Source organism: Massilia brevitalea (assembly GCF_030711405.1).
Taxonomy (GTDB): domain Bacteria; phylum Pseudomonadota; class Gammaproteobacteria; order Burkholderiales; family Burkholderiaceae_D; genus Telluria; species Telluria brevitalea.
In genome coordinates this window covers 1-25,658 of record NZ_JAULSI010000005.1, presented here as the reverse complement: position 1 = coordinate 25,658, position 25,658 = coordinate 1, and the positions used below count along the sequence as shown (strand labels likewise).

Below are 25,658 nucleotides of genomic sequence, written 5' to 3'. Positions count from 1 at the left end.
AGGGCCAGCCCGTTTTGCTAGAATAGCGAATTGACCAGAAACAGGTCTACGCCTTCTATTTTACCGCCTCCGCTGCTAAATACCATGAGCCAACCATCTAATGTTTCTCTGTCTTACCGCGACGCGGGTGTCGATATCGACGCCGGCGATGCCCTGGTCGAAGCGATCAAACCCCTTGCCAAGCGCACCATGCGCGAAGGCGTGCTCGGCGGCATCGGCGGCTTCGGCGGTCTGTTCGAGATCAGCAAGAAGTTCAAGGAACCGGTCCTGGTCTCGGGCACCGACGGCGTCGGCACCAAGCTCAAGCTCGCCTTCGAGCTGAACCGCCACGACACGGTCGGCATCGACCTGGTCGCCATGAGCGTCAACGACATCCTGGTGCAGGGCGCCGAGCCGCTGTTCTTCCTCGACTATTTTGCCTGCGGCAAGCTGGACGTGGCCACCGCCACCGCCGTGGTCTCGGGCATCGCCAAGGGTTGCGAAGAATCGGGCTGCGCCCTGCTGGGCGGCGAGACCGCGGAGATGCCGGGCATGTACCCGGACGGCGAATACGACCTGGCCGGCTTCGCTGTCGGCGCGGTGGAAAAATCGCAGATCATCGACGGCAGCAAGATCGTCCCGGGCGACGTGGTGCTGGGCCTGGCGTCGTCGGGCATCCACTCGAACGGCTACTCGCTGGTGCGCAAGATCATCAGTGTCGCCAAGCCCGACCTGGAAGCCGACTTCCACGGACGCAAGCTGGCCGACGTGCTGATGGCGCCGACCCGCCTCTACGTCAAGCCACTGCTGGCGCTGATGGCGGCCATGGAAGTGAAGGGCCTGGTGCACATCACCGGCGGCGGGCTGGTCGAGAACATCCCGCGCGTGCTGGCCGATAACCTGACCGCGGTGCTGGATGGATCGTCGTGGACCATGCCGCCGCTGTTCCAGTGGCTGCAGCAGCACGGCGGCGTGGCGGATGCCGAGATGCACCGCGTGTTCAACTGCGGTATCGGCATGACCGTGATCGTGTCGAAGGAAAATGCGGATGCGGCCATGGCCCAGCTGCAGGCGGCCGGCGAGACCGTGTACCGCATCGGCGAAATCCGTGCGCGTGAAGAAGGCCAGGCGCAGACGGTGGTGGTGTAAGCCGGTCTGCGGTTGTGCAAAAAAGCGCCTGCGGGCGCTTTTTTAATTTGACGCCGCCGGCTATTTCGCGCCGCTGCCGATATGCCGGTCCAGGAACTTCTCGACCCGTCCCCAGAAATCGACCCGGTTCGCCGGCAGGCTCCAGCCATGTCCCTCGTCCTGGTACTCGAGCCACTCGACCTGCTGGTTGGCCGGCTTCACCGCGTCCAGGAATTTGCGGACGTGGAACATCGGCTGGCGCCGGCGATGCAGATGCGCTTCGGGTCGGCGTAGCCCTAGGCGATGGCCCAGCGCGCGCCGTCGGAGCGGCGCATTCTTCACGCCGTTCGCCGGCAGGGTCAGCAGCGCGGGAATCTCCATGCCGTCGCGCGCCTTGTAGCGCACCGCGTCCTGGCGCCCCATGCGCGCCGGGTCGATGCCCGGATAGGCCTCGCCAACCAGGTTCAGCTTGCCGGTCCGGAGGTTGTACAGGTGATAGAAGGGCGGCTTCTTGTCGGAATACGAGCGCACCAGCGCCCATTCGGCGTGGTTGCCAGACGGGAAGGACATCAAATTGATGGTGCCGGGCAGGGCCGCGTCGAGCTTTTGCTGCACCGCCTGCATCGGCGCGTCGAGCCAGACCGTGGTGACGGCATCGGTGCGCAGCCGGATGCCCAGCAGCTTGTCGCCGCTGCTGACGAGCGAACCCGAGAAGTCGTAGCCGGGCGTGACCACGAGCGGCTCGGCGCCCAGCTTGCCGGTGGCGGTATCGACGGTGAAGACGCTGGTGGTGTCCTTGCCGCCATGGGCCACCGCGTACAGGGTGCCGTCGCTGCCGAAGCCGAGCGGATCGAAGGCATCCTTGCCGCCCTTGTAGGTGTCGAAGCTGCTCAGCACGCGCCAGGCGCTTGTTGCGGGATCGCGGTACCAGATGGTGGTGACGCCTTTTTCGCTGCCCGAGGCCAGGCGCGGCTCGCCCTTGTGGTCGAGCATCCAGTCCGTCACCCTGGCCGGCCGCTGCACGCTCTGGGAGGCGCCGGTCAGCGTGTTCAGCTTCAGCAGGTTCACGGTGCGTATTTCGTGGCTGTCTTCCTCGTATTCGACGCTCTGGACGTAGACGAAGGCGGAATCCTGGGCGCCGCGCTCGCCCGTCATGAAGGTATGCCAGGGCAGCATCTTGCTGGTGATAAGGGTTCCGGTCGACTCGATGGCGTTGCCGCGGCGGTTGGCCAGCTGGCGCAGGTTGGCGCCGTCCTTGTCGACCGCGTACAGCCCGGCCGCCATGTAGGCGCCGCCCGGGCGCGCTCGATACCGCCGCCAGGTAGCGCGCGCTCGGCGACAGCCTGGCGCCGGCCAGTACCGGGTTGATGAAGAAGCGCTCGATGGGCGGCAGCGCGGCAGTGGTAGCGGCGGGGGCGGTAGTCGGTGCGGCGCCGGTGGCGGCGTGCAGGGGCGTGGCGATGCACAGGGCCAGCGCCAGCGTACTGGCGAGCCGGCCCGCATGGGGGCGTGAAAGCATGGATGTTCCGTTCAGGTCGTTATCGTCGGCCGCATGCGCGGCCATTTATGCCGGGAGAATAGCAGCTGGGTAAGCCGCGAAAGCTCACCAATTCCCACGGCACACCGGGAATTCATCCTCCCAGCACCTTCGGCACCCGCGCCCCGCGCAGGCGGAAGGCATCCGGCATGCCCGAACCCAGCAGCGGGCGCAGGTACAGGCGGAAGGCGTCGGTGACGTCGGTGCCGCTCTCGCTGATGAACGCGTCTTCCATGGTGCGGGTCTTGCCGGCCACCGCCTCCAGCGGCTGGAGTTCGTAGTCGACCGAATAAAAACCGGTGCGGCGGATCGCCACCGAGCCGTCGCGGTCGCCCCAGAGCGCAAACTGCACCGCCTTTTCGCCGACTTCGCGCGCCTCGCGCTGGTCGACGTCGGACACGCAGCCGATGAAGGAACGCTGCAGGTAGCCGAAGGTGTCGCCGCGCACGCGCTTGATGCCGAGCTTGCCCTTGATCTCGTCGCACAGCAGGTCGGCCAGCGCGCCAGTGCCGGACAATTGCACGTTGCCGTGCTGGTCGCGCTCGACTTCCCGGGACAGCAGGGTGGCGACCGGTTCGCCCGAGGCATCGTGGATGCCTTCCGAGACCGCGATCACGCAGCGCCCGTGGCGTTCGTAGGTCGCCTTGACGTCGGCCAGGAAGCGTTCCAGGTCGAACACGCGCTCGGGCAGGTAGATCAGGTGCGGGCCGTCGTCGGGAAACTTCTTGCCCAGGCTGGCTGCGGCGGTCAGGAAGCCGGCATGGCGCCCCATCACCACGCCGACGTAGACCCCGGGCAGGGCGGCGTTGTCGAGATTGGCGCCGGCAAAGGCCTGGGCCACGAAGCGCGCCGCCGACGGAAAGCCTGGCGTGTGGTCGTTGCCGGCCAGGTCGTTGTCGATGGTTTTCGGGATATGGATGCAGCGCAGCGGATAGCCGGCCTGGCGCGCTTCCTGGCTGACGATGCGCACCGTGTCGGCCGAATCGTTGCCGCCGATGTAGAAGAAATGTTCGATCTCGTGCGCGCGCAGGGTCTCGAAGATGCGCCCGCAGTAGGCGGCGTCGGGCTTGTCGCGCGTCGAGCCCAGCGCCGAGGACGGCGTGGCGGCCACCAGCTCCAGGTTGTGGCTGGTTTCCTGGGTCAGGTCGAGGAAATCCTCGTCGACGATGCCGCGCACGCCGTGCAGGGCGCCGTAGACGCGGGTGACGCCCTGGAAGCGCCGCGCCTCGAGCGCGACGCCGACCATGGACTGGTTGATGACGGCGGTCGGACCGCCTCCCTGTGCTACGAGGATCTTGCCAGATGACATAGGACCTCCTTTGGTTGGTAGCAGGTTAGGGCAGGCCGCCGCCGTCAATGCTGCTACAAGGCTGCGCCCTTGCCGATGTTTTTGTCGAGGAACCTCTCGACACGGCTCCAGAAATCGATGCTGTTCTTCGGCAGGTAGAAACCGTGGCCCTCGTCCGGGTACTCGACCCATTCGACGTTCGGATTGGTGCGCTTGACCGCCGAATGGAACCTGGTGCCGTGGTCGATCGGCACGCGCACGTCGGCGCCGCCGTAGGCGAGTAGCAGCGGCTGCTTGATGCGGGCGGCCTGCTCGATCGGGGACGTGGCCTTCAGCTGGGCCGCGTCCTTGACCTGGTCGCCGATCATCTCCGGCATGCCATAGCGTTTCCATTCGTCCGACATATCGCTGGTGTGGTTGGCGCTGCCATACATCAGGTTGATGTCGGTGACGCCCACCCAGTCGACGCCGCATTTGTACAAGTCCGGGTCATTGATCAGGCCCATCAGGGTGGCGTAGCCGCCATAGCTGGCGCCGGCGATGCAGACGCGCTTCGGATCGACCAGGCCCTTGTCGATGGCCCAGCGTACGCCGTCGGCGACGTCGTTCTGCATGGCCAGGCCCCATTGCTTGAAGCCGGCCTTGTAGTGGGCCGTGCCGAAGCCGGTGCTGCCGCGGAAGTCGGGCTCCAGCACGGCGTAGCCGCGCGAGGCGAGGAATTGCGATTGCGGGTTCCAGCCCCAGGTACTGCCGCGTACCCAGGGGCCGCCGTGCACCAGCACCACCAGCGGCAGGCCGTTTTTCTTGTCGCCGGGCGGCAGAGTCAGCAGGGCCGGAATCTCGAGGCCGTCGCGCGCCTTGTAGCGCAGCGGCTGCTGGCGGCCCATCAGCTTCGGATCGATGCCGGCGTAACTTTCGCCGGCCTTGCTGAGCTGCCTGGTATCGCGGTTGTAAAGATAGAAGCTTGTCGGGATGACGTCCGAGTAGGCGGTCACCAGCAGCCACGGGGTTTGCGAATGCTTGGGTGGCGGACCCACCAGGTTGACCGTGGCCGGCAGCAGCTGGTCGACGGTTTGCTGGATGGCCTTCATGTCCGGATCGAACCACTCGACCGAGGTGGCGTCGGTGGTGAACAGCATGCCCAGCAGCTTGGTGCGCGAGGTCAGGACCGTGCCGTCGAAATCGTAGCCGGGGGTGCTCAGCAGCGGTTCGGGATTGATCTTGCCGGTGGCGAAATCGAAACGGTAGACAGCACTGGTGTCCTTGCCATTGTTGGCGACCACATACAGCGTGCCGTCCGGCCCGAACTTGATCGGTTCGATGGCCTCGGAGCTGGTGTCGTAGGCCTTGAAGCTGGTCAGCTTGCGCCATTGCTTCGACGCGGGATCGAGATAATGGACCAGGACCGTGTCGCCAACCTGCCCCGTCGCCAGGCGCGGCTCGCCGTTCTGGTCGAGCAGCCAGTTGCTGACGTCGGCCACCGGGCGGCTGACCGGCTGGGCGCGTCCGGTGCGCGTGTTCAGGCGCAGCAGTTCGACGCGCGTGGTGCGGTTGTCGCTCTTGCGCGCCACGTTGCGCACATAGACGAAGTCGGAATCCTGGGCGCCGGTTTGCGCCAGCATGAAGGTGTGCCAGGGCAGCAGCTTGGCCGCGGTGCGGCTCGTGCTGGAATCGTAGCCGCGGTCGACCAGCTGCAGCAGTTCGCTGCCGTCGGCGTTGACGGCGAACAGGCCCGGCGCGTGGTAGGTGTCGCCCTGGCCAACCTTGTTGTCGTCGAAGTTGAAGATCAGGCGCTTGCCATTGACCCACTGGATGGCGTCGACGTCGGCGTCTGCATGCGAGGCCACCACCTTGCCGGTATTGTTCTGCAGGTCGATGACCGCCAGTGCACGGCGCTGGCCGGGGGCGCTGGTGCGCGCGGCCAGGTAGCGGCCATCGGGCGAAAGGATGCCTCCAGTGAACGTAGCGTGGTTGAAGAAACGCTCGATCGGCGGCGGCGGCGTACTGGCCTGGGCCCGAACCGAAGGTGCGGCGCACAACATCAGCGCCAGGGCGCCGTACAGTGAAACCCGGGTGAACAACATGTGGTTTTCCTAGTCGAGAAAAAGGCCGCTCTCCGGCGGATGCGCATGAAGCTTGTTTCTCAAGAATAACATTTGGACATGACAAAAAGCTATGCCACCAGGATATTTTGCTCCTCTGTTGTACCGATACAGCAGCCGCCGCGCTGGCTCATTCCGGCGCCCGGATATAGTCGACCAGCCCATCGCTGGCGCGGCTCGGCGGCGCCGTGAGCAGGCTGACCAGCACCACCGCCGCGATCCCCGCCGGCACCCCGAAGATTCCGGCCGACATCGGCGCAATGTCGAACCAGGCCGCATCCATCCGCCCGCCCAGGATAGTGTTGGTGCGCAGCATGTAGTAGAGGCAGGTGAGGAAGCCGGCGATCATGCCGGCGATCGCCCCGGCGTGGTTGGCGCGCTTCCAGAACACGCCCAGCACCAGCGGCGCGAACAGGGTCGAGGCCGCCAGCGAGAAGGCCGCGCCCACCAGCGACAGGATGTCCGCCGGCTTCTGCGAGGCGGCATAGGCGGCAATGAAGGCGACGGCCAGCAGCAGCAGTTTCGAGATCGTGACGCGCTTCTGGGTAGAGGCGCCAGGGTCGACGATCTTGTAGTACACGTCGTGCGACAGCGCGTTCGAGATCGCCAGCAGCAGGCCATCGGCGGTGGACAGGGCCGCAGCCAGGCCGCCGGCCGCCACCAGGCCGGAAATCACATAGGGCAGGCCGCCGATTTCCGGCGTCGCCAGCACCAGCACGTCGCCATCGATGGCAATCTCGGCCAATTGCACCAGGCCGTCGCCGTTGATGTCGGTAACGCTGATCAGGGGATTGATCTTGTCGACATTCGCCCAGTAGGAAATCCAGGTCGGCAGCGAACGGAAATCGCTGCCGACCAGGCTCGTATAGATATCGTATTTCGCCAGCACCGCCAGCGCCGGGATACTCAAATAGATCAGCAGGATGAAGAACAAGGTCCAGAACACCGATCCCCGGGCAGCATGCACCGAGGGCGTGGTGTAGGACCGCATCAAAATATGGGGCAAAGCGGCGGTGCCGAACATCAGGCAGAACACCAGGGCCAGGAAGTTGTTGCGGCGCGCATTCGATTCGGCCTCGGTGGCGCCGGGGAAGGGCGCGGCGTGCGGCTGCGGCGGCTGGGCCCGCGCCAGCAGGCGCGCCCGCTGCGCGCGCCACAGGGTGTCTGCATCCTCCACCGTTTTCGGATAAGCGGCCAGGGCGCGCTCGGCAGTGCGCACCTCGCCCAGCGAGGCGTTGCGCAGGCGCGCGGTGTCGAGGCGGCGCTGGGCGTCGAGCCGGCCCCCTTCCCAGGAGCCCGGCAGGGCGGCCAGGCGGGCGCCGTAGTCCTCGGCCTGGCGCCGGAACTGGGCGCGCACCGCTTCCTCGCGCGGATCGGCCGCCAATTGCGCCTCGCGCTGGGCCAGCTTCGGCAGCACCGAACCGTAGGCCACTTGCGGTATGGGATTATCGGCATGCTTGGCCGACAGCCACATGGTCGGAATCAAAAAGGCGACCAGGATGATGATGTACTGCGCCACTTGGGTCCAGGTGATGCCGCGCATGCCGCCCAGGAAGGAACAGACCAGGATGCTGGCCAGCCCCAGGAAAATGCCCACCGAAAAATCGACGCCGGTAAAGCGCGAGGCGATCAGGCCCACCGCATAGATTTGCGCCACCACGTAGATGAAGGAAACGATGATGGTGGCGCCCACCGCCAGCGCGCGCACCGGCCCGCCGCGCCCGCCCGCGCCGCCGCCGTAGCGCGCCGCCAGGTAGTCGGGAATCGTGTACTGGCCAAACTTGCGCAAATACGGCGCGATCAGCAAGGCCACCAGGCAATAGCCGCCAGTCCAGCCCATGATGTAGGCCAGGGCGTCGAAGCCATATAGATACAGGCCGCCGGCCAGGCTGATGAAGCTGGCCGCCGAGATCCAGTCGGCGGCGGTGGCCATGCCGTTGAACAGGGCCGGCACGCGGCGCCCGGCCACGTAGTATTCGGTCACGTTCGAGGTGCGGCTGACCACGCCGATGGTGGCGTACAGCACGATGGTGGCGAACATGAACAGGTGGCCGATCCAGAGGCGCGGCATGCCTTCCTTTTCCAGCACCGTCAGGGCCAGCAGGAAACCGGCAAAGCAGACGCAGAACCAGGCGTAGTAGCCGGACAGCCGCCGGAAGTAGCGCTTGTTCGCCGTCACGCTGCCTGCTCCAGCGCGCGCGCATAGGCGGCATCAAACTGGCGCATGCGCCAGGCGTAGAAGCCGATGATGGCCAGGCAGACCAGGGACGCGCCTTGCGCCGCCATGTAGAACGACAGCGGCCAGCCGAACACGGTGATGTGCGCCAGCTCGCGCGCAAAGTACACGGTGCACAAGCCGGTGAGCAGCCACAGTCCGAGCAGGATGGTGGTCAGGCGCCGGGTGCGGCGCCAGTGCAGGGCGCGCGCGGCCAGCACCAGGCGCTGGCGGCGCAGGTCGGCGTCTTGCGGCGTTGCCGGTGGGGGCGGGGATTCAGGCGGCATCGATGGGGTCGCTGGCAGGTGGCGGGAAGGTCAGCCGGAACAGGCTGCCCGGGAATTTCTTGGAAAGACTGCGCGGGTTGTTGAAGATGTCGACCTCGGCATTGTGCTGGCCGGCGATTTCGCGCACGATGGCCAGGCCCAGGCCGCTGCCGCTGGCGCTGTTGCCAAGGATGCGGTAGAAGCGCTCGAACACGTGGGCGCGCTCGGCGGGAGCGATGCCGGGGCCGGTGTCCTCGACTTCCAGCAGCGCGTGTTCGCCACTGCTGCCGCCACCGCGCACGCGCACCGTGACGCTGCCGCCGGCCGGGGTATAGCGCAGGGCATTGTCGATCAGGTTCGACAGCAGTTCGCGCAGCATCATGGCGTTGCCGGCAATGACCACCGCTTCGTCGTGGGGCTCGTAGCCGAGGTCGATGTCATGGGCGAACGAGGCTTGCACCCAGTCCTGCACCACGCTCACGGCCAGCGCGCCGAGCTCGATTTCCTCGAAGGCCAGGCCGGCATGCGGCTGGTTTTCCGCGCGCGCCAGGGCCAGCAGCTGGTTCACCAGGCGCGTCGCCGATTCCGAGCTCTTGGCCAATTGTTCCAGCGAACGGTGGATCTCGCCCGGGTCCACCTGGCGCAGCGCCAGCTCGGACTGCATGCGCATGCCGGCCAGCGGCGTCTTCATCTGGTGCGCGGCATCGGCAATGAAACGCTTCTGCATGTCGATGGTCTGGGCCAGGCGGCCGAGCATGTCGTTCAGCGAGCCGACGAGCGGAGAAATTTCCTCGGGTACCTGGCGCGAATCGATGGGCGACAGATCGTCCGAGGAACGCGCGCGGATGCGCTCCTGCAGTTCGGCCAGCGGCGACAGCCCGCGCGACAGGGCAAACCACACCAGCGCCAGGATCACCGGCAGGATGATGAACTGGGGCAGGATCACGCCCTTGATGATCTCGTTGGCGAGCAGGGCGCGTTTATCCAGGGTCTCGGCCACCTGCACCAGGGCCTTGCGCGCGGCCGGTTCGCCGTCGTTGGCCGCCGCATCGGCCTGGTGGAAAGGGTCGAGGTTCAGGTACAGGTAAGCGACGCGTACCGGCGTGCCGTGCACGGCGTCGCCGCGGAAGTGGACCGCGCCGTCCTTGTCGGCCTCGTCCTCGCGCGGGCGCGGCAGCTCGCGGTCGCCGTCCACGTGGCGGCCCCGGGCGTCGAGGATCTGGAAATACACGCTGTCGACGTCGTCGGCGCGCAGGATGTCGCGCGCGCTGCCCGGCAGGCGGGTGGCGATGGCGCCATCGACCTCGCGCACCTGCTGGGCCAGCACCGTAACCCGGTCTTCCAGCGCATGATCGAAAGGCTGGTTCGCGATGGATTTGGCCACCAGGTAGGTAATGGCGATGCTCATCGGCCACAGCAGCAGCAGCGGCGCCAGCATCCAGTCGAGGATTTCGCCGAACAGCGAATGCTGGATGCTTTCCTCGGGCTCGGGATTCGGCGGCGCATACAGGGGTTCGAGCGGTGGCTCGAAGGCACCCGGGGGCAGGGCGCTGTCGGGCGGCACCAGGCCGGCATCGCGGTCGTTCACGTGCGCTCGATTACTTGTGTTCGCTGGCTGCTTCGGTGCCTGCGCCTGCCCCTGCGCCTGTGCTTGCACGCGCGGCGTCGGAATACTTCTCCAGGCAATAGCCGAGCCCGCGCACAGTGGCAATGCGCACGCCGCCGACCTCGATCTTCTTGCGCAGGCGGTGCACGTAGACCTCGATGGCGTTGTTCGAGACTTCCTCGCCCCATTCGCACAAATGGTCGACCAGTTGTTCCTTCGAGACCAGGCGCCCGGTGCGCGCCAGCAGGATTTCCAGCAGGCCGAGTTCGCGCGCAGAGAGGTCGAGCATCTGCTCGTTGATGTAGGCGCTGCGGCCGACCTGGTCGTACACCAGCGGACCGTGGCGGATCACGGCCGGGCCGCCGCCGGCGCCGCGCCGGGTGAGGGCGCGCACGCGCGCTTCCAGCTCGGACAGGGCAAACGGTTTGGCCATGTAGTCGTCGGCGCCCAGGTCCAGGCCCTCGACGCGCTGCTCGACCGAGTCGGCCGCGGTAAGGATCAGCACCGGCAGCAGGGACGAGCGGGCGCGCAGGCGGCGCAGCACTTCCAGGCCGGACATGCGCGGCAGGCCGAGGTCGAGGATGAGAAGGTCGAATTCCTGGGTGGAGAGGGCGGTGTCGGCATCGGCGCCGTTGCGCACGCAATCGATCGCGTAGCCGGACTGGCGCAGTGAGCGCGTCAGCCCGTCTGCGAGTACGCTATCATCTTCTGCAAGTAGAATTCGCATGGTTGTACCTTGTTTTTCGATTAAACCCCGGTGCTACCTTCATTGTGTTTGATTTGGCACAACAATGCGAGTTTTCTCAAGCCGACATTTCATTTTTTCGCTTGCCAAAACCACTGGATTTTTATACAGTACTAGCTATTGAAACGCGCGACGGCGCCCACACCTTGGTTACCTCCAAGACTGAAAGAAAATTATGGACGACAAAAAATCCGCATTGAATGCCTCCGAAAAAGGCAAGGCGCTGGCTGCCGCCCTCGCGCAAATCGAAAAGCAGTTCGGCAAGGGTTCGGTCATGCGCATGGACGCCAATACCCCGGTCGAGGAAGTGCAAACCGTGTCCACCGGCTCGCTGGGCCTGGACATCGCCCTCGGCGTCGGCGGCCTGCCGCGCGGCCGTATCGTGGAAATCTACGGTCCGGAATCGTCGGGTAAAACCACGCTGACCCTGCAAACCATCGCCCAGATGCAAAAGCTTGGCGGCACCTGCGCCTTCATCGACGCCGAGCACGCGCTCGACGTCACCTATGCGCAAAAGCTGGGCATCAAGCTCGACGAGCTGCTGATCTCGCAGCCCGACACCGGCGAGCAGGCACTGGAAATCACCGACGCCCTGGTGCGTTCGGGTTCGGTCGACCTGGTGGTCATCGACTCGGTGGCGGCACTGACCCCGCGCGCCGAGATCGAAGGCGACATGGGCGACTCGCTGCCGGGCCTGCAAGCCCGCCTGATGTCGCAGGCGCTGCGTAAGCTCACCGGCTCGATCAACCGTACGAATACCCTGGTCATCTTCATCAACCAGATCCGTATGAAGATCGGCGTCATGTTCGGCAGCCCGGAAACCACGACCGGCGGTAACGCGCTGAAGTTCTACGCCTCGGTGCGCCTGGACATCCGCCGTACCGGTTCGATCAAGTCGGGCGACGAGGTGATCGGTAACGAAACCAAGGTCAAGGTCGTCAAGAACAAGATCGCGCCACCGTTCAAGGAAGCCCACTTCGACATCCTCTACGGAGAAGGCACCTCGCGCGAAGGCGAAATCCTCGATCTGGGCGCCGACAACAAGATCGTCGAGAAGTCGGGTTCCTGGTACAGCTACGGCGGCGAACGCATTGGCCAGGGTAAGGATAACGCGCGCCAGTACCTGAAAGACCGTCCGGCACTGGCCCGCGAAGTCGAAAACAAGGTCCGTGCCGCCCTGGGCGTGCGCGAACTGCCGCCGGTTGCCGCCGCCCCTGCCGGCGACGACGACAAGGCAAAGCAGAAAGCCGTTTCGGAATAATTCCGGAACAAGCTGGATGGGTAGTCTGCAACCGTTGGTGCCATGCGCGCGCCACCGCTGAGCCTGAAAGCCCGGGCCCTGCGCTTCCTCTCCATGAGGGAGCACAGCCGGCTCGAGCTGGGGCGCAAGCTGGCGCGCCATGCCGAGGAGGGCGACGATGTCGAAGCCCTCCTCGATTTCCTCGAAAAGAACAACTGGCTGTCGCAGGAGCGTTTCGCCGAGTCCCTGATTCACCGAAAAGCCTCCCGCTACGGCAATAGCCGGGTGGTGGCCGAGCTGCAAAGCCACGGCGTGAACGGCGAAGCCCTGGCCGAGCTCAAGTCCGGGCTGGCCTCGAGCGAAAAGGCGCGCGCCGTCGAAGTCTGGCGCCGCAAGTTCGGCACCGTGGCGCAAGACGCGGCCGCGCGCAGCAAGCAAATGCGCTTTCTGATGGCGCGCGGTTTCTCCAGCAGCGCCGTGCGCGAAGCACTCAAGGGTGCGCCGGAAGACGAAGACGAGTTCTAGTCCGCCTTATTTCTAGTATTAACAAAGGAGCGCCTGACAAAAGCTCCAGGGCAAGGCGCGTCGTCGAAGACAGTACGCCTGTACGGCAAGACGACGCAAGGCCGCCATGGAGTTTTTGTCAGGCGCTCCGCAGGCGCCAGCGCGGAGCGCCATTCGTTGATATGCCTGGCATATTCCTCAACGACGGATGGTGCTGCGCGCTGATGCCTGCACGCAGCTGCCTTGTGCGGTTGCGCCTGCGGCGTTTGACCGCACCAGAACCGCGGCGCCAGCCGCAAGCACGCGAACAAGAAGGGACAAGCATGAAAGCGCTGCTGCTCGCACTCGGACTCACCGCCACCCTTGCTGGCTGTGCCCAGCCACCCGTCACCCCCACCGGCGTCTACGTCCTCAGCACCGCCGAGATGTCGGTCGTCCTCGACGTGCGCCCCGGCGGCGACTACGTCCTGCAGACCAGCGGCCCCGGCCGCAACACCGACGAAATCCGCGGCTCCTGGCGCGAAGAGGTCGGCCCGGCCCTGTCGGTGTCGTTCTCCGGCGTCGTCTGGCACGGCACCGAGCCCGAGGCCGGGAATGCCGTCTGGGCCGCTACCATCGACAGCGATTCCCAGATCTGCCTCGACCGCGACGGCCAGAATTGCTTCTTCCGCAACGATTTTTCCTGAACCCGGCAGGGCCGCGCCACGCATCCACCCCCAGACCCAGGCAAGATTGGCAGGCTTGCCACGCTTCCTGGATAGCCCGCCCATCCGTATGGCCAATCAGGCATCTAAAAGTGCAGCCGCACACCGCCTGTGCTAAACTTTCACGGTTTAAGCAGCGCCGCATGAGCGGTTGTTGCCGCAGAAGCTGCGGTGACGTGCGAATCAAGCACACCGGCTGCATACATTTACCGCCGCCCTGTCGGCATTGTTTTTTCTATGCCCTTGTCTTCTCCCGCTTCGCGCCAGCTCCGGCACACGCGCGCCATTACCGTCGAGGCGTACGCGCGCGACGATGGCTTGTGGGATCTTGACGCGCGCATCCGCGACATCAAGGCGCAAGACATCGTGCTCGCCTCCGGCACGCGTCCCGCCGGCAGCGCCGTGCACGACCTCAGCCTGCGCATCACCATCAACCGCGACCTCGAGATCGTCGACGCCGAAGCCGCGTCCGACTCGGTACCCTACCCGGGCTATTGCGACACCATCGGTCCTGCTTATAAAAAGCTGATCGGCATGTCGCTGGCCAAGCATTTCCGGCTGCACCTGAAAGACCGCCTCTCCGGCGTGCTCGGCTGCACCCACCTGACTGAACTGGCGCAGGTTTTGCCCACAGCGGCAATCCAGGCCTTCGCCGATGATGCGTTCGAGACGCGCAATGCCGCCGGCGACGACAGCACTGAACGTCCGTACGAAATCGACCGTTGCCACGCGCTGCGCGCCGACGGCCCCGCTGTGGCACAGTATTACCCTCGCTGGGCGATCAAGGCCGTACCGGGTTAGACTCCGAGGTTGAAGTTTTCCACGAAGTTTTCCACGAAGTTTCTAATTAACTATCAAATCAGTAACAGAGAAGAAGGGAAGCCAGCATGAAAATCCATGAGTATCAGGGCAAAGAAATCCTCCGGAAGTTCGGGGTGACGGTACCGCGCGGCATTCCGTGCATGTCGGTGGAAGAAGCCGTCAAGGCCGCTGAAGAGCTGGGCGGCCCGGTCTGGGTCGTCAAGGCCCAGATCCATGCTGGCGGCCGTGGTAAAGGCGGCGGCGTGAAGGTTGCCAAGTCGCTGGAACAAGTCAAGGAATACGCAGAGCAGATCATGGGCATGCAGCTCATCACGCACCAGACCGGCCCTGAAGGCCAGAAAGTGCGCCGCCTGCTGATCGAAGAAGGCGCCGACATCAAGAAAGAACTGTACGTGTCGATGGTCACCGACCGCGTCACCCAGAAGGTCGTGCTGATGGCCTCGTCGGAAGGCGGCATGGACATCGAGGAAGTTGCGCACAGCAACCCTGAAAAAATCCACTCGATCGCGATCGACCCATCGGTCGGCCTGACCGACGCCGAAGCGGACGACATCTCGACCAAGATCGGCATTCCTGCCGAGTCGCTGGCCGAAGCCCGCCAGAACCTGAAAGGCCTGTACCAGGCTTACTGGGAAACCGATTCGTCGCTGGCCGAAATCAACCCGCTGATCCTGACCGGCAACGGCAAAGTCATCGCCCTGGACGCGAAATTCAACTTCGACGCCAACGCCCTGTTCCGCCAGCCGGAGATCCTGGCCTACCGCGACATCGACGAAGAAGATCCAGCCGAAGTCGAAGCATCGAAGTTCGACCTGGCCTACATCTCGCTCGACGGCAACATCGGCTGCCTGGTGAACGGCGCCGGCCTGGCCATGGCCACCATGGACACCATCAAGCTGTTCGGCGGCGAGCCGGCCAACTTCCTGGACGTGGGCGGCGGTGCGACGGCTGAGAAAGTTACCGAAGCATTCAAGATCATGCTGAAGAACCCAGGCCTCAAAGCCATCCTGGTGAACATCTTCGGCGGCATCATGCGTTGCGACGTCATCGCCGAAGGCGTGATCACCGCATCGAAGGCCGTCTCGCTGCAAGTACCGCTGGTCGTGCGCATGAAGGGCACCAACGAAGACCTGGGCAAGAAGATGCTGGCCGACTCCGGTCTGCCGATCATCGCTGCCGATACGATGGAAGATGCAGCCAAGGCCGTGGTCGCCGCTGCAGCTGGTAACGCCTAATTCGAAGGAATAAACAAATGTCGATCCTGATCAACAAAGATACTAAAGTCATCACCCAGGGTATCACCGGCAAGACCGGTCAGTTCCATACCCGCATGTGCCGCGACTACGCGAACGGCAAGGCTGCCTTCGTTGCTGGCGTGAACCCAAAGAAAGCCGGCGAAGATTTCGAAGGCATTCCGATTTTCGCCAACGTGTCGGAAGCGAAAGCCGCCACCGGCGCCACCGTGTCGGTCATCTACGTGCCGCCGGCAGGCGCCGCAGCTGCCATCTGGGAAGCCGTCGAAGCCGACCTCGACCTGGCCATCTGCATCACCGAAGGCATTCCAGTGCGCGACATGATGGCCCTGAAGGACCGCATGGCCAAGGCCGGCTCGAAGACCCTGCTGCTGGGCCCGAACTGCCCAGGCCTGATCACCCCGGACGAAATCAAGATCGGCATCATGCCAGGTCACATCCACCGCAAGGGCCGCATCGGCGTCGTCTCGCGTTCGGGCACCCTGACCTATGAAGCAGTCGGCCAGCTGACCGCACTGGGCCTGGGCCAATCGTCGGCAGTCGGCATCGGCGGCGACCCGATCAACGGCCTGAAGCACATCGACATCATGAAGATGTTCAACGACGATCCTGATACCGACGCGGTCATCATGATCGGCGAAATCGGCGGTCCGGACGAAGCCAATGCCGCGCATTGGGTCAAGGACAACATGAAGAAACCAGTCGTCGGCTTCATCGCCGGTGTCACCGCTCCTCCGGGCAAGCGCATGGGCCACGCCGGCGCGCTGATCTCGGGCGGCGCCGATACCGCGCAAGCCAAGCTGGACATCATGGAAGAGTGCGGCATCAAAGCCACCAAGAACCCATCGGAAATGGCACGTCTGCTGAAAGCCATGCTGTAATACCGGACAGTTCTTGTCACGATAAGGGAGCCTGCGGGCTCCCTTTTTTATTTGGACAACAGTTGGGCTGGCATGGAGGCGACAAATTTTGCGCGTTCGATCATTGCCTGACAGAAATTGCGCATCGACTGACAAAATTTGTCATGCCAGAAGCGGGCTCTGCCGTAATTTGTCAGTTTTGTTTCAGAGAAACTAATGATTTTGTGGGGAAATGGCCTGGCACGGCGCTTGCAATAGGTAGAACGTGGCACCAAGCAAAGCATCACCAACCGAATTCACTTACCCCTCTGGAGATTCACCATGAAACAAATCAAAATCGTCAAGAAAGCACAAGCCGGCTTCACCCTGATCGAACTGATGATCGTTGTTGCCATCATCGGCATCCTGGCTGCTGTCGCTATCCCTGCATACCAGGACTACATCGCCAAGTCGAAAGCTTCCGCTGCCTACGCCGATATTTCGGGCGGCAAGACTGGCTACGAAATGGCTGTTGTTGAAGGTAAAATTACCAGCGACGAAGATTTCACCACGGCTTCGGGCCTGCAAGAACAAACCGGTAATTGCACCATCGCCGTTGTTGCACCTACCGCTGGCGCTGCAAGCGATGTGATCACCTGCACCATCAAGAACGCAGGTCGTCTGGCAGCTGCTGCCGGCACTGATCCGACCATCGCCCTGAACCGCTCGGCTGAAGGCGTCTATACCTGCAAAACCACTGGTTTCGCAAACACCGACAAGTTCCTGCCAACCGGCTGCTCGCAGGGTGCTGCTGGCGGTGCCGGTGCCGGTGCAGGCGAAGGCGCAGAAGGCGGCTAATCGCAGTGAGTCAGACTGGGCCGGTCAACCAGACGGCCCAGCAACAAAAAAGACCGCTTCGGCGGTCTTTTTGCTTTGTCGTGCTGGAATATCGAAGAAGCGAGGTCTGCTTCAGACGATCTTCTGCCGATCCGCCAGCAAGGCCTCGTAAGTCATGTTCTGCAACAGCGTGTAATGCACCGGATCGAGCGCGGTGAATTGCAGTCCGTAGGTGTACACCTCGCCATCTCCCGCCTGCACCACGTTCACATTGCGGATCGCCGTCTTGGTAGCAACGCGTACTTCCTGGTTGTCCGGCGGCGCCTTCAGCGCAAACGCCAGCATGAGCGCTTCCTCGTCCTGCGGCAGGCGGCTCTTCGATTCGATCAGCGCGCCGCTGACCGACAGATTCACGATGGTGCAGTCCTGCTGCCCGTCGTGCCCCTCGCCACCTATCCGCGCCGGCAAGTCCACCTTGACCCGCATCGCCGTGCGCAGGCTGGTGCCCTGTACGGATCGTGGAAAAGAGACGTGCACATAGAACAGCGGCCGCATGAAGATGCGCTCGACGGTGCAGGCGAACGAACACACCTTGATGCCCGAGAACACACGGATCGTCAGGCGCTCGCCTTCGGCCAGCGCGATCGGCGCGCCATTCTCCATCGGGATCTTGAGGATGATGTACTCGTCCTTCAGGTAACCGATCAGGCAAGAGAAATGCTGGACCGGCTTGATGCGGCGATGCGTGATGAATTGCAGGCGTGTGCCGACCTGCAGGTTCATGGTCTCGAAATCGATATCCTCGGGTTTCAGCTCGTGCGCTTGGCCGACATGCATGATGGGTATCCGGATAGCTGACCGCCTGGCCAGCAAGGACCGGTATGATACCAGTGCTTACAGGAATGAAAAATCGTCTATTGTCACAATAGCCAAAAAAAAGCCCGCTAGGTCAGCGGGCTTTGCGGTCGAAGGGACGATGTCAGCGCTTCAAGTAATGGTCGAGCCAGTCGATCACGGTGTGGTGCCAGAGCACCGAGTTGGCCGGCTTCAGCACCCAGTGGTTCTCGTCCGGGAACATCAGGAACTTGCTCTCGATGCCTTTGCGCTGCAGCGCCGTGAAGGTCGACAGGCCCTGCGCGGTCGGGATGCGGAAGTCGAGGTCGCCCTGGACCACCAGCATCGGCGTCTTCCACTTGTTCACGTGGTGCACCGGGTTGAAGCGCTCATGGTTTTCCGGAACGGCGAAGTAGGGGCCGCCGCTTTCCCAGTCGGTGAACCATTGTTCCTCGGTCGAATAGGCCATGCCGCGCGTGTCGAACACGCCGTCGTGGTTGACGATGCACTTGAAGCCGTCCGGCCAGTTGCCCTCGATCCAGTTCATCATGTAGCCGCCGTAGGAGGCGCCGAGTGCGCAGCTGCGCTCGCGGTCCAGCCACGGGAATTTTTCGACAGCGGCAGCCAGACCCTTTTGCAGGTCTTCGAGCGGCTTGCCGCCCCAGTCGCCGCTGATGGCGTCGGTGAACTTCTGGCCATAGCCGGTTGAGCCGTGGAAGTCGATGAACACGGCGGCATAGCCGGCGCCGGCGTAGATCTGCGGATTCCAGCGGTAGCTCCAGGCATTGCCGAAGCTGCCCTGCGGGCCGCCGTGGACCAGGAAGGCGACCGGGTACTTTGCGCCCGGCGTGGCATTCCACGGTTTCATCACATAGCCATGGACCGTGTCGCCGCCCGCGCCCTTGAACGAGAACTGCTCGAACTCGCCGAAGCGCACGTCGGCCAGCTTGTCGGTGTTGTTCGTGGTCAGCTGCTGCGGCTTGCCGCCAGCCAGTTTCACAGAATACAGCTGGGCCGGCGAATCCAGGGTGGCCAGCGAGTAGGCGACGGTATTGCCGCGTACGTCGAAACCGCCGATCGAACCCTTGTCGGTCAGTGGCGTGATCTTGCCGCTGGCAAGCTCGATGCGGAACAGGCGGTGCTGGCCGATGTCTTCGGCATCCACTACCACCGACTTGCCATCGACGCTCCACTGCAGGCCGCCCGCCGAGCGGTCCCAGTCGGCGGCCAGCTTGCGCTTGGCGCCGGTGGCCACGTCCATCAGCATGATCTGGTAGCGGTCGGCCTCGAAGCCGGGGCGCGCCATCGCCAGGTAGGCCATGGTGCGGCCGTCCGGCGAGAACACGGCCTTGGTGTCCCAGGCCGGATTCTCGGCGGTCAGGTTGCGCGGTGCGGCGCCGCCGGCGGCCGGCACGCTGTACAGGTCGAAGTTGGTCGACCAGGCTTCGCTCTTGCCGGCGATGCGCGCCGAGAACACGACGGTCTTGCCGTCCGGGCTGAAGCGGTATTCCTCGCGGTCGCCGAAGGGTTTCGAGGGCACGTCGCCGTCCAGCGAGCCCGACAGGCTGACCGGTGCGCCGCTCGCCACGCCCTTGCCATCGAGCGCAGCCGAGAACAGCACGGCATTGCGGCCATCGTTCCAGGTATCCCAGTGGCGCACGAACAGGCGGTCGTAGACCTTGCCGCTGGCCTTGTTCTTGGCTTGTTCCTTCAGGCGCGTCTCCGTGCAGGCCAGGTCCGGGCAGTCGCGGAACACGGCCATGCCCAGGGCGATACGGTTGCCGCTTGGCGAGACGCGGAAGTTGTCGACGTCCAGCGGCAGGTTCGTTACCTGCACCGGCGCGCCACCGGCGGCCGGCTGGCGCCATACCTGCGAACTGCCCGATCGGCTTGAGAGGAAGTAGACGGCGTCGCCCTTCGGCGACCATTCCGGATCGGTGCTGCTGCTCGCGTCGCTGACGAAGACCGCCGGCGCCGGCTTGGCGCCGCGCAGATCGACCATCCACAATTTGGTATGGCCGCGGTTCTTGTCCATGTCCGTGCTGCGCACGGTGTAGACGGCGCGGCTGGCGTCCGGCGACAGCACCGGGGCGCCGACGCGTTCCAGGGTCACCAGGTCTTCCACGGTCAGGCCGCGCGGCGCGGCAACGGCGCTGGAGGCGGCCACGGCCGCACCCAGCATCAGCAAGCGTAATGTCATTCGATCCTCTTCAAACGTGTCTCGGTGTTGTTGTGTTTCGCGCGCATGGTTGTGCCGCGGGCAAACCAGCAATTTAACACGTTGCAGAATTGACCGGGATGGAGGCTGGCTGGGGGTACGCGCCTGCGCGGTTCAGGGCGCCACGCTGAGCGATACGGCAACCAGCGTGTGCCGCGCATAGGTCAGGCGGGCGATGCCGTTGACGCCTGGGTCCTTGTCGCGGTACTCGACGATGCGTGCGCCGTCCTCGTGCAGGTGGTAGGGCGCCGTCCAGTCGATGTGCAGCCCGCGCTTGTCGGCATAGGCGCGCAGTTGCGCAGCCGCCTCCTTGGCGTCGTGCAGGCCGCCTGCGCGCGCGTAGCGCATGATGGATATTTCGGGCGGCAAGCCCGTTCTTTCGAAACGCGACCCGTCGGGCCAGGAAAACGCCAGCCAGCTTTGCGCCGCCTGGTCTGCCGCACCTTCCGCCACGCCGGCCTTGCCCCTGCATACCGAGGGAGCGCCCTTGCGTGCGGCCAGGTAGCGATAGAAGGTGTCGCCGGAACGGATGTCCGCGGCCAGGGCAGCCAGCGCGGCCGGGGAGCCGCCGGCCGGGCGGCAGGGCAGGGCGCCGCTTGCCGCCGCGGAAAAGGAAGCGGCGGCAAGGGCGAGGCCCAGGCCCAGGCCCCATCGTGCGTAGCAGGTCTTGTTCACGGGTTTCCTAGCTGGATCTCCATATGATAGACATTATTTTCTTCCAAGAGCCGCGACCGGGCCGCCGCGATTGCCCTGAACAAGGTCCTGCCATTCGCGCTGAAGTTCGACAACGGCACATCGACCACGCTGATGGTGGCCGGGTCGGCGCAGTGTTTCGAGACGTTCGAAGGACCCTGCGCCAGGATGGCGTTCGTCATGGCCGCCTGGATCGTTGCCGCGTTTGCGCTGGCCTGCGCCAGGGTCATGCCTTGCGTCTGGCTCTCGAATACGCCGATCACGGCATCGCCGGGAGGGGCATAGATGGCCGCGTGTGGTGGCGGTGACAGTGGGGACCGGACATCGAGACCCGAGCCGCCGGAATCAAGGTGTTTAAAGCGACGGGCTCGCTCCAGTGCAGCGGCGGCGGTCTCTCGCTCAGCGCCCTGCAAGCGCAACTAACAGCGGCCAACGTCCAGGTCCGCTCTGCCGAGTGCGGGACAGATGGCCAGCCTGTGCCGGCAGTATGCGGTGTCCCGGACGGCAAGATCGGAATCTTCGCGCTTCCGATCGGTGAGGAGGCTACAGCTGCCGCAGCCGGCTTCAAGCCCCTGAGCACCCTGCCGGGTGCAAAAGCGGCTCCTTGCTCATGAAGGGATGTCGGGCTGGCCGAACGACGACTATACAGCCGCCGTCCAATCGCCCGATTTCCCGCCGTGCTTTTCCAGCACCCGCACATTCGTCATGACCATGCCGCGGTCGGCCGCCTTGCACATGTCGTAGATCGTCAGCAAGCCAACCTGCACCGCAGTCAGCGCTTCCATCTCGACCCCGGTCTTGCCATGTAATTCCACTTGCGCGCGGCAGTGGACACTGCTGGAGTATTAGGAAAACTTTGTTCTTGTCCCACATGTTGGGACAAAATTGGGACAGAAACCTTCCTGTCGCAGCCAGTGTACAGATATCACTGCGTTGGCTCAAGATATCAAAAAATAACTTTCGGTCGTCTTTTTATTGCTGACCGTGCTATAGTTGAGTTGCTCTACGTATAGACGTAGAGGGAACGCACATGATGTCAACTGCAGCCCGCGCAGACACCTGACTGGCAAACCAGACTGACACCGCCATCGTGACGAGGAACAGCATCATCGCCTCCTTGGTAACATGGTAATACATTTCTAACATACGTGGCTCGTGTCCGCTTAGCGGATGAAATGGTAGTAAGACTGCTGGCCTAATCCGGAGGGGCGACAAATTGATCGCCACCATCAAAGCCCCTCCGGTTTGCTACACATCAGATAACCTATGGGCACTTCCAAACGAAGTTGGTATCGCCGACGGGGATATCCGCATTTTGATCACCCAATAAGCTACGGTGATGCAAAGCGCATTGTTAAAGATCCCAATCAAGTTGCTCGACACAGTTTTTATCCGTTCGTTGAGTTTTCCCTCCAAACGTTTAAACTCAAAAAAGATCCGGTTACATCAAAATTAAAACGTGTGGGTAAAACACGGCCCATCGCGTACGCTTCTCACGTAGATAGTCACATCTACTCTTACTACTCATTAAAGCTCGCTAAGCAGTACGAGAAGACAATTTCGCATTATGGGTTAGGCGAAGCTGTGCTCGCATTTCGGGCTTTAGGTAAGAATAATATAGAATTTGCCGCAAATGCTTTTGATGTCATACGGGGGCATGGAGACTGCTACGTCCTTGCATTTGATATCTCTGGATTCTTCGATAATCTCGACCACCAGATCCTAAAGCAGATGTGGGCGCGGGTCCTGAATGTTCCGTCTCTTCCAGTCGACCATTATTCCGTATATAAGTCGCTTGCGAATTTTGCAAAAGTAGAGTTGAGCGCGCTTTACAAGCTTTTTGGCTATTCTCTCAACAATAAAAACACTGTACCAAAAAGGCTGTGTTCGGCTAAAGAGTTTAGAGATGTGGTTCGTTCAGCAAATAACTTAGTAACCGTCAACGGGAGTAAGAAAGGTATTCCTCAAGGGTCTCCGCTGAGTGCACTCTTATCCAACATTTACATGCTGGAGTTTGACATTGCTCTTAATGAGTTTGTCAAGTCGCGGGGAGGCCACTACTTTCGCTATTGCGATGATATTTTGGTAATACTTCCGCCAGAAGCTGGCGAAGCTGAGGAGAATTTTGTGTTGTCTGAAATCTCTAAGCTTAAGCTAAATGTTAATCCCGACAAGACAGACCGGGTACGCTTTTCCTGTTCAGCAAGTGGTGAAATACTGGGATCAAAAGCTCTCCAATACCTTGGCTTTCTCTTCGATGGGAAAAAGGTTTTTCTGCGGTCTGCTTCATTGGCTCGCTATCTGCAAAAAATGCGACGTGGAGTGCGTGTGGCAAAAGCGACAATGGAAAAGCGCAATGAAGCTAGGCACGCGCGAGGTGATGCAACTACAACGCTCTTCAAAAAGACGCTTTATAAACGCTATAGCCACATTGGAAGAAGAAATTTCTTAACTTACGGATATAGTGCAGCCCAGACCATGAAATCCGAAGCAATCCGTAGGCAACTTCGCGTATTATGGGGAAGGCTACAAGATGAGATTAATGCGTCGTAGTTTAATAAATGTTGATGGCATCTTAAACAACGCATAGCTCCCATGATGCGCGTTGGCATAGATAGAACTTAGTGGAAAAATTGTGGCGCAGCAGAACCGAATTTCATATGCATGGTGGTTGAACGGTTGGGACTTCGAAGCGCGGGATGTCGCTACCCTAACGGAAAACGGTGAAGCAATTCCGCCAGAGGATTACGCACTCGAAATGAAGGGCAGCATTTTCTGTCCGGGTTGTTTCACACCGCTTTTTCGATCTCCTGCTGAGGGAGCCCATTTCGCTAATAGAAGAGTTGCTCGTTATAATCATTATGCCTCATTCGCCCACATAGAATGCGGGCTGCGATCCCCTAAAGCTGAGGCGCTAAAATTCGCAACTGAGGAACTAGCTCAACAGGCAATCGAGAACGGTAAGCTTACTGTCGTTCATGAGTTTCGATCGGCTGCGCCTGAGGCAGAGGGGAATTTGGGGGCGGCGGGAGGTATAGCTTTTCACGAAGATGTTGATGGCCCCGTGTCGGCCTACCCAGTCTCAAGATATAAAGGCGAAAGTTTTGCTCTCCCTACTAAAATTTCATCAGTTGCGAGCATATGCCGACGCTTCGATAGAAATTTATTTAAATACTATGTCTTTCCGGGCCGTGCTAATGCATTAATGCTGTCAGCCGAGCTAACTGACATCAGAACGGTAGTTCAACCGGATGAGACTCCTCGACTGTACTTCGCAGAAATCGTGCGCACTGAAAAGATGGGAAAGTCTGACCAAAATTTACGGATGACCTATTTTGCGTGCCATGCAAATGTGCACGATTTTTGCATGAAGGCAACAATTGCTGAGCAGAGCGAAAAAGGCATCGATGAAAATGTGGTTCGGCGGTTTATCCTTATCTGGGGAGTGGTGACAGAAAGCGGCATCGGACTCTGTATTAATCGCCCTAAGTGGGGAGAGTACGCATTGCTTCCAGCGCAGTATGAGCGGCTTTTGCCGAGGTAAAGAGCCGCGAGCTCGAATGGCTTTCTTAGTAGGACAGGACAGAAGTGCTGAAAGGCCGTACGGCTGCCCAAAATATCTATGGCACTCTCCCGCACAGCTCAGCCGTTCGCCGCGAGGCGAGGCTGTGGAAGGCTTAGCCGAACGTTTTGAGTAGGCGCGAAATAGTGGACTTGTGCCACGAAGCCCCGTTCAGGGTGGCGATGTTCCGGGCGGTAAGTTCTTCGGCTACTTGGTCAAGAGTCATGCCCTGCGAGCGCAATTGCAGGATGGTCGGCAGAACCCTAGCGGTGAACTCAGCAGCACGGGCGGCGTTAGCGGCGTGGCCTTTGGCTTGGGCGTCTGCGAGGTTGGTACGGTTGCCCAGCACGACGCCTTGTGCCTTCTTTGCAGCCAAAGCGGCTTTGGTACGTGCACCAATCATCTTGCGTTCTTTTTCGCCCAGTGCCGCGTACAGGTGCAACACGAATGGGTCAACGTCGGCTCCCAGTTCGGAGACGATGAACGGCACGCCCTTTGCCATGAGCCCGGAGATAAAGGCAACGTCGCGTGACAGGCGATCCAGCTTGGCGACGATAACAGGGCAGCGAAGCTTCTTAGCCTTGGCAAGAGCGGAGCGGAGGCCGGTACGATCTTCAATGCCCAGTTTGCCGCTTGCTACTTCCGACACTACTTCTACCAGTTCGAAGCCTTCGGCAGCAGCAAACGCCCGGATTGCTGCTTCCTGTGCGGCCAAGCCCAACCCCGACTTGCCTTGCTCCGAAGTCGAGACACGTACAAGGGCGATTGCTGGCTTTGTGGTGGAGGTCATGGCATTTTCCTTCGGTATCGGACTGCGTTGCAATCATTATACGGACGTATAGAGATCGCAACAAGGCTAATTTCGAAAGCGCCGGGTGTAACTTTCTCGACTGGACAACCCGTTAACCTACGAACGGCGGCTATCTCTGCTCCAAGTCGAGAGCCTGACCAGTATCACGGGTACAGATGGGGATGTGCAGCTTTAAAATCGGCAACGTACTGCTTTGTCGATTTACTTTGTAAGGCTTCGTTTTTTGGCCTGAGTCGATTTGCAATCCAATCGAAGATCAAAGGGTTCTGGCTACGATTATGGTAGATGCCTTCTTGAATCGCCTGCGAGCGCAACAGCAAAGCGTTTGCATCGTATCCGGGACGTAAGGCCTGGTTCCACGATTCCTCAACTGCCGCCTTCATCGACTCTAGGCGCGAAATCGCGTCACGATTATCAAGCACCAGCTTAGGAGGGCGGTCTCAAGAACCAATTGCAACACCGGGGTTAATGGATC

23 protein-coding genes and 1 pseudogene are annotated in these 25,658 nt (G+C 62.1%); 10 read left to right on the top strand and 14 right to left on the bottom strand.

Features of this window, described 5'->3' with window-relative positions; all coding sequences use genetic code 11:
* The first annotated feature begins 84 nt into the window (after positions 1-84).
* Positions 85-1,128 carry a phosphoribosylformylglycinamidine cyclo-ligase gene (gene purM, locus QWL29_RS04120; RefSeq protein ID WP_305821621.1) on the top strand — a complete coding sequence of 348 codons (1,044 nt, stop codon included), beginning with the start codon at positions 85-87 and terminating at the stop codon, positions 1,126-1,128.
* Positions 1,129-1,188: 60 nt separating this feature from the next.
* Here the strand turns inward: purM and QWL29_RS04115 are convergent, their stop codons facing one another.
* From QWL29_RS04115 to QWL29_RS04085, 7 genes are all read right to left on the bottom strand, one after another.
* Positions 1,189-2,391: an alpha/beta hydrolase family protein gene (locus tag QWL29_RS04115; RefSeq protein ID WP_305821620.1), complete on the bottom strand. Its 1,203-nt coding sequence runs from the start codon at positions 2,389-2,391 to the stop codon at positions 1,189-1,191.
* Between the two features lie 347 nt (positions 2,392-2,738).
* Positions 2,739-3,953: a 6-phosphofructokinase gene (locus QWL29_RS04110; RefSeq protein ID WP_305821619.1), complete on the bottom strand. Its 1,215-nt coding sequence runs from the start codon at positions 3,951-3,953 to the stop codon at positions 2,739-2,741.
* A gap of 53 nt (positions 3,954-4,006) precedes the next feature.
* Complete coding sequence (locus tag QWL29_RS04105) at positions 4,007-6,016, bottom strand: S9 family peptidase (RefSeq protein WP_305821618.1); 2,010 nt, start codon at positions 6,014-6,016, stop codon at positions 4,007-4,009.
* 148 nt (positions 6,017-6,164) lie between these two features.
* The gene (locus QWL29_RS04100; protein ID WP_305821617.1) at positions 6,165-8,213 is read right to left on the bottom strand and encodes a VC_2705 family sodium/solute symporter; all 2,049 of its coding nucleotides are present in this window, start codon (positions 8,211-8,213) and stop codon (positions 6,165-6,167) included.
* Positions 8,210-8,536 carry a DUF4212 domain-containing protein gene (locus QWL29_RS04095; RefSeq protein WP_305821616.1) on the bottom strand — a complete coding sequence of 109 codons (327 nt, stop codon included), beginning with the start codon at positions 8,534-8,536 and terminating at the stop codon, positions 8,210-8,212. The genes QWL29_RS04100 and QWL29_RS04095 overlap by 4 nt, the downstream gene beginning before the upstream one ends.
* Positions 8,526-10,103 carry a sensor histidine kinase gene (locus tag QWL29_RS04090; RefSeq protein WP_370663661.1) on the bottom strand — a complete coding sequence of 526 codons (1,578 nt, stop codon included), beginning with the start codon at positions 10,101-10,103 and terminating at the stop codon, positions 8,526-8,528. Before QWL29_RS04090 ends, QWL29_RS04095 begins: the two co-directional genes overlap by 11 nt.
* A gap of 10 nt (positions 10,104-10,113) precedes the next feature.
* Positions 10,114-10,848, bottom strand: coding sequence for a response regulator (locus QWL29_RS04085; RefSeq protein WP_305821615.1), 735 nt, complete (start codon positions 10,846-10,848; stop codon positions 10,114-10,116).
* Between the two features lie 193 nt (positions 10,849-11,041).
* On the opposite strand from QWL29_RS04085, the gene recA reads away from it, so the two are divergent.
* From recA to QWL29_RS04050, 7 genes are all read left to right on the top strand, one after another.
* Entirely contained in the window at positions 11,042-12,127 is a 1,086-nt protein-coding gene (recA, locus tag QWL29_RS04080; protein WP_305821614.1) for a recombinase RecA, read from the top strand.
* A 42-nt stretch (positions 12,128-12,169) separates the two neighbouring features.
* Positions 12,170-12,631 carry a recombination regulator RecX gene (recX, locus tag QWL29_RS04075; protein ID WP_305821613.1) on the top strand — a complete coding sequence of 154 codons (462 nt, stop codon included), beginning with the start codon at positions 12,170-12,172 and terminating at the stop codon, positions 12,629-12,631.
* Positions 12,632-12,933: 302 nt separating this feature from the next.
* Positions 12,934-13,296, top strand: a complete 363-nt coding sequence (locus QWL29_RS04070; RefSeq protein WP_305821612.1) for a hypothetical protein — start codon at positions 12,934-12,936, stop codon at positions 13,294-13,296.
* Between the two features lie 255 nt (positions 13,297-13,551).
* The gene (locus tag QWL29_RS04065) at positions 13,552-14,115 is read left to right on the top strand and encodes a DUF2889 domain-containing protein (RefSeq protein ID WP_305821611.1); all 564 of its coding nucleotides are present in this window, start codon (positions 13,552-13,554) and stop codon (positions 14,113-14,115) included.
* 86 nt (positions 14,116-14,201) lie between these two features.
* Entirely contained in the window at positions 14,202-15,371 is a 1,170-nt protein-coding gene (gene sucC, locus QWL29_RS04060; protein ID WP_305821610.1) for an ADP-forming succinate--CoA ligase subunit beta, read from the top strand.
* 17 nt (positions 15,372-15,388) lie between these two features.
* On the top strand, positions 15,389-16,270 hold the full coding sequence (gene sucD / locus QWL29_RS04055; RefSeq protein WP_193688192.1) for a succinate--CoA ligase subunit alpha: 882 nt from the start codon (positions 15,389-15,391) through the stop codon (positions 16,268-16,270).
* 300 nt (positions 16,271-16,570) lie between these two features.
* Positions 16,571-17,086, top strand: coding sequence for a pilin (locus QWL29_RS04050; RefSeq protein WP_305821609.1), 516 nt, complete (start codon positions 16,571-16,573; stop codon positions 17,084-17,086).
* Between the two features lie 111 nt (positions 17,087-17,197).
* On the opposite strand, the gene QWL29_RS04045 is transcribed toward QWL29_RS04050, so the two are convergent.
* The 5 genes and pseudogenes from QWL29_RS04045 to QWL29_RS04025 form a co-directional block, all read right to left on the bottom strand.
* The gene (locus QWL29_RS04045) at positions 17,198-17,902 is read right to left on the bottom strand and encodes a flagellar brake protein (protein WP_305821608.1); all 705 of its coding nucleotides are present in this window, start codon (positions 17,900-17,902) and stop codon (positions 17,198-17,200) included.
* A gap of 142 nt (positions 17,903-18,044) precedes the next feature.
* Entirely contained in the window at positions 18,045-20,099 is a 2,055-nt protein-coding gene (locus tag QWL29_RS04040) for a S9 family peptidase (RefSeq protein WP_305821607.1), read from the bottom strand.
* Between the two features lie 132 nt (positions 20,100-20,231).
* On the bottom strand, positions 20,232-20,792 hold the full coding sequence (locus tag QWL29_RS04035; RefSeq protein ID WP_305821606.1) for a hypothetical protein: 561 nt from the start codon (positions 20,790-20,792) through the stop codon (positions 20,232-20,234).
* Entirely contained in the window at positions 20,789-21,073 is a 285-nt protein-coding gene (locus QWL29_RS04030; RefSeq protein ID WP_305821605.1) for a hypothetical protein, read from the bottom strand. Before QWL29_RS04030 ends, QWL29_RS04035 begins: the two co-directional genes overlap by 4 nt.
* Before the next feature lie 378 nt (positions 21,074-21,451).
* A pseudogene (locus QWL29_RS04025) lies at positions 21,452-21,652 on the bottom strand (cyclic pyranopterin monophosphate synthase MoaC); the annotation flags it as partial.
* A 424-nt stretch (positions 21,653-22,076) separates the two neighbouring features.
* On the opposite strand from QWL29_RS04025, the gene drt2 reads away from it, so the two are divergent.
* Together drt2 and QWL29_RS04015 are read left to right on the top strand one after the other, a co-directional pair.
* Positions 22,077-23,363 (top strand): antiviral reverse transcriptase Drt2, encoded by a 1,287-nt coding sequence (drt2, locus tag QWL29_RS04020; RefSeq protein WP_305821604.1) that lies wholly within the window; start codon positions 22,077-22,079, stop codon positions 23,361-23,363.
* Positions 23,364-23,445: 82 nt separating this feature from the next.
* The gene (locus tag QWL29_RS04015) at positions 23,446-24,354 is read left to right on the top strand and encodes a hypothetical protein (protein WP_305821603.1); all 909 of its coding nucleotides are present in this window, start codon (positions 23,446-23,448) and stop codon (positions 24,352-24,354) included.
* Positions 24,355-24,487: 133 nt separating this feature from the next.
* On the opposite strand, the gene QWL29_RS04010 is transcribed toward QWL29_RS04015, so the two are convergent.
* Both QWL29_RS04010 and QWL29_RS26735 read right to left on the bottom strand, forming a co-directional pair.
* Entirely contained in the window at positions 24,488-25,162 is a 675-nt protein-coding gene (locus QWL29_RS04010) for a recombinase family protein (protein WP_305821602.1), read from the bottom strand.
* 164 nt (positions 25,163-25,326) lie between these two features.
* On the bottom strand, positions 25,327-25,605 hold the full coding sequence (locus QWL29_RS26735) for an S-4TM family putative pore-forming effector (protein ID WP_370663660.1): 279 nt from the start codon (positions 25,603-25,605) through the stop codon (positions 25,327-25,329).
* Positions 25,606-25,658: the final 53 nt, after the last annotated feature.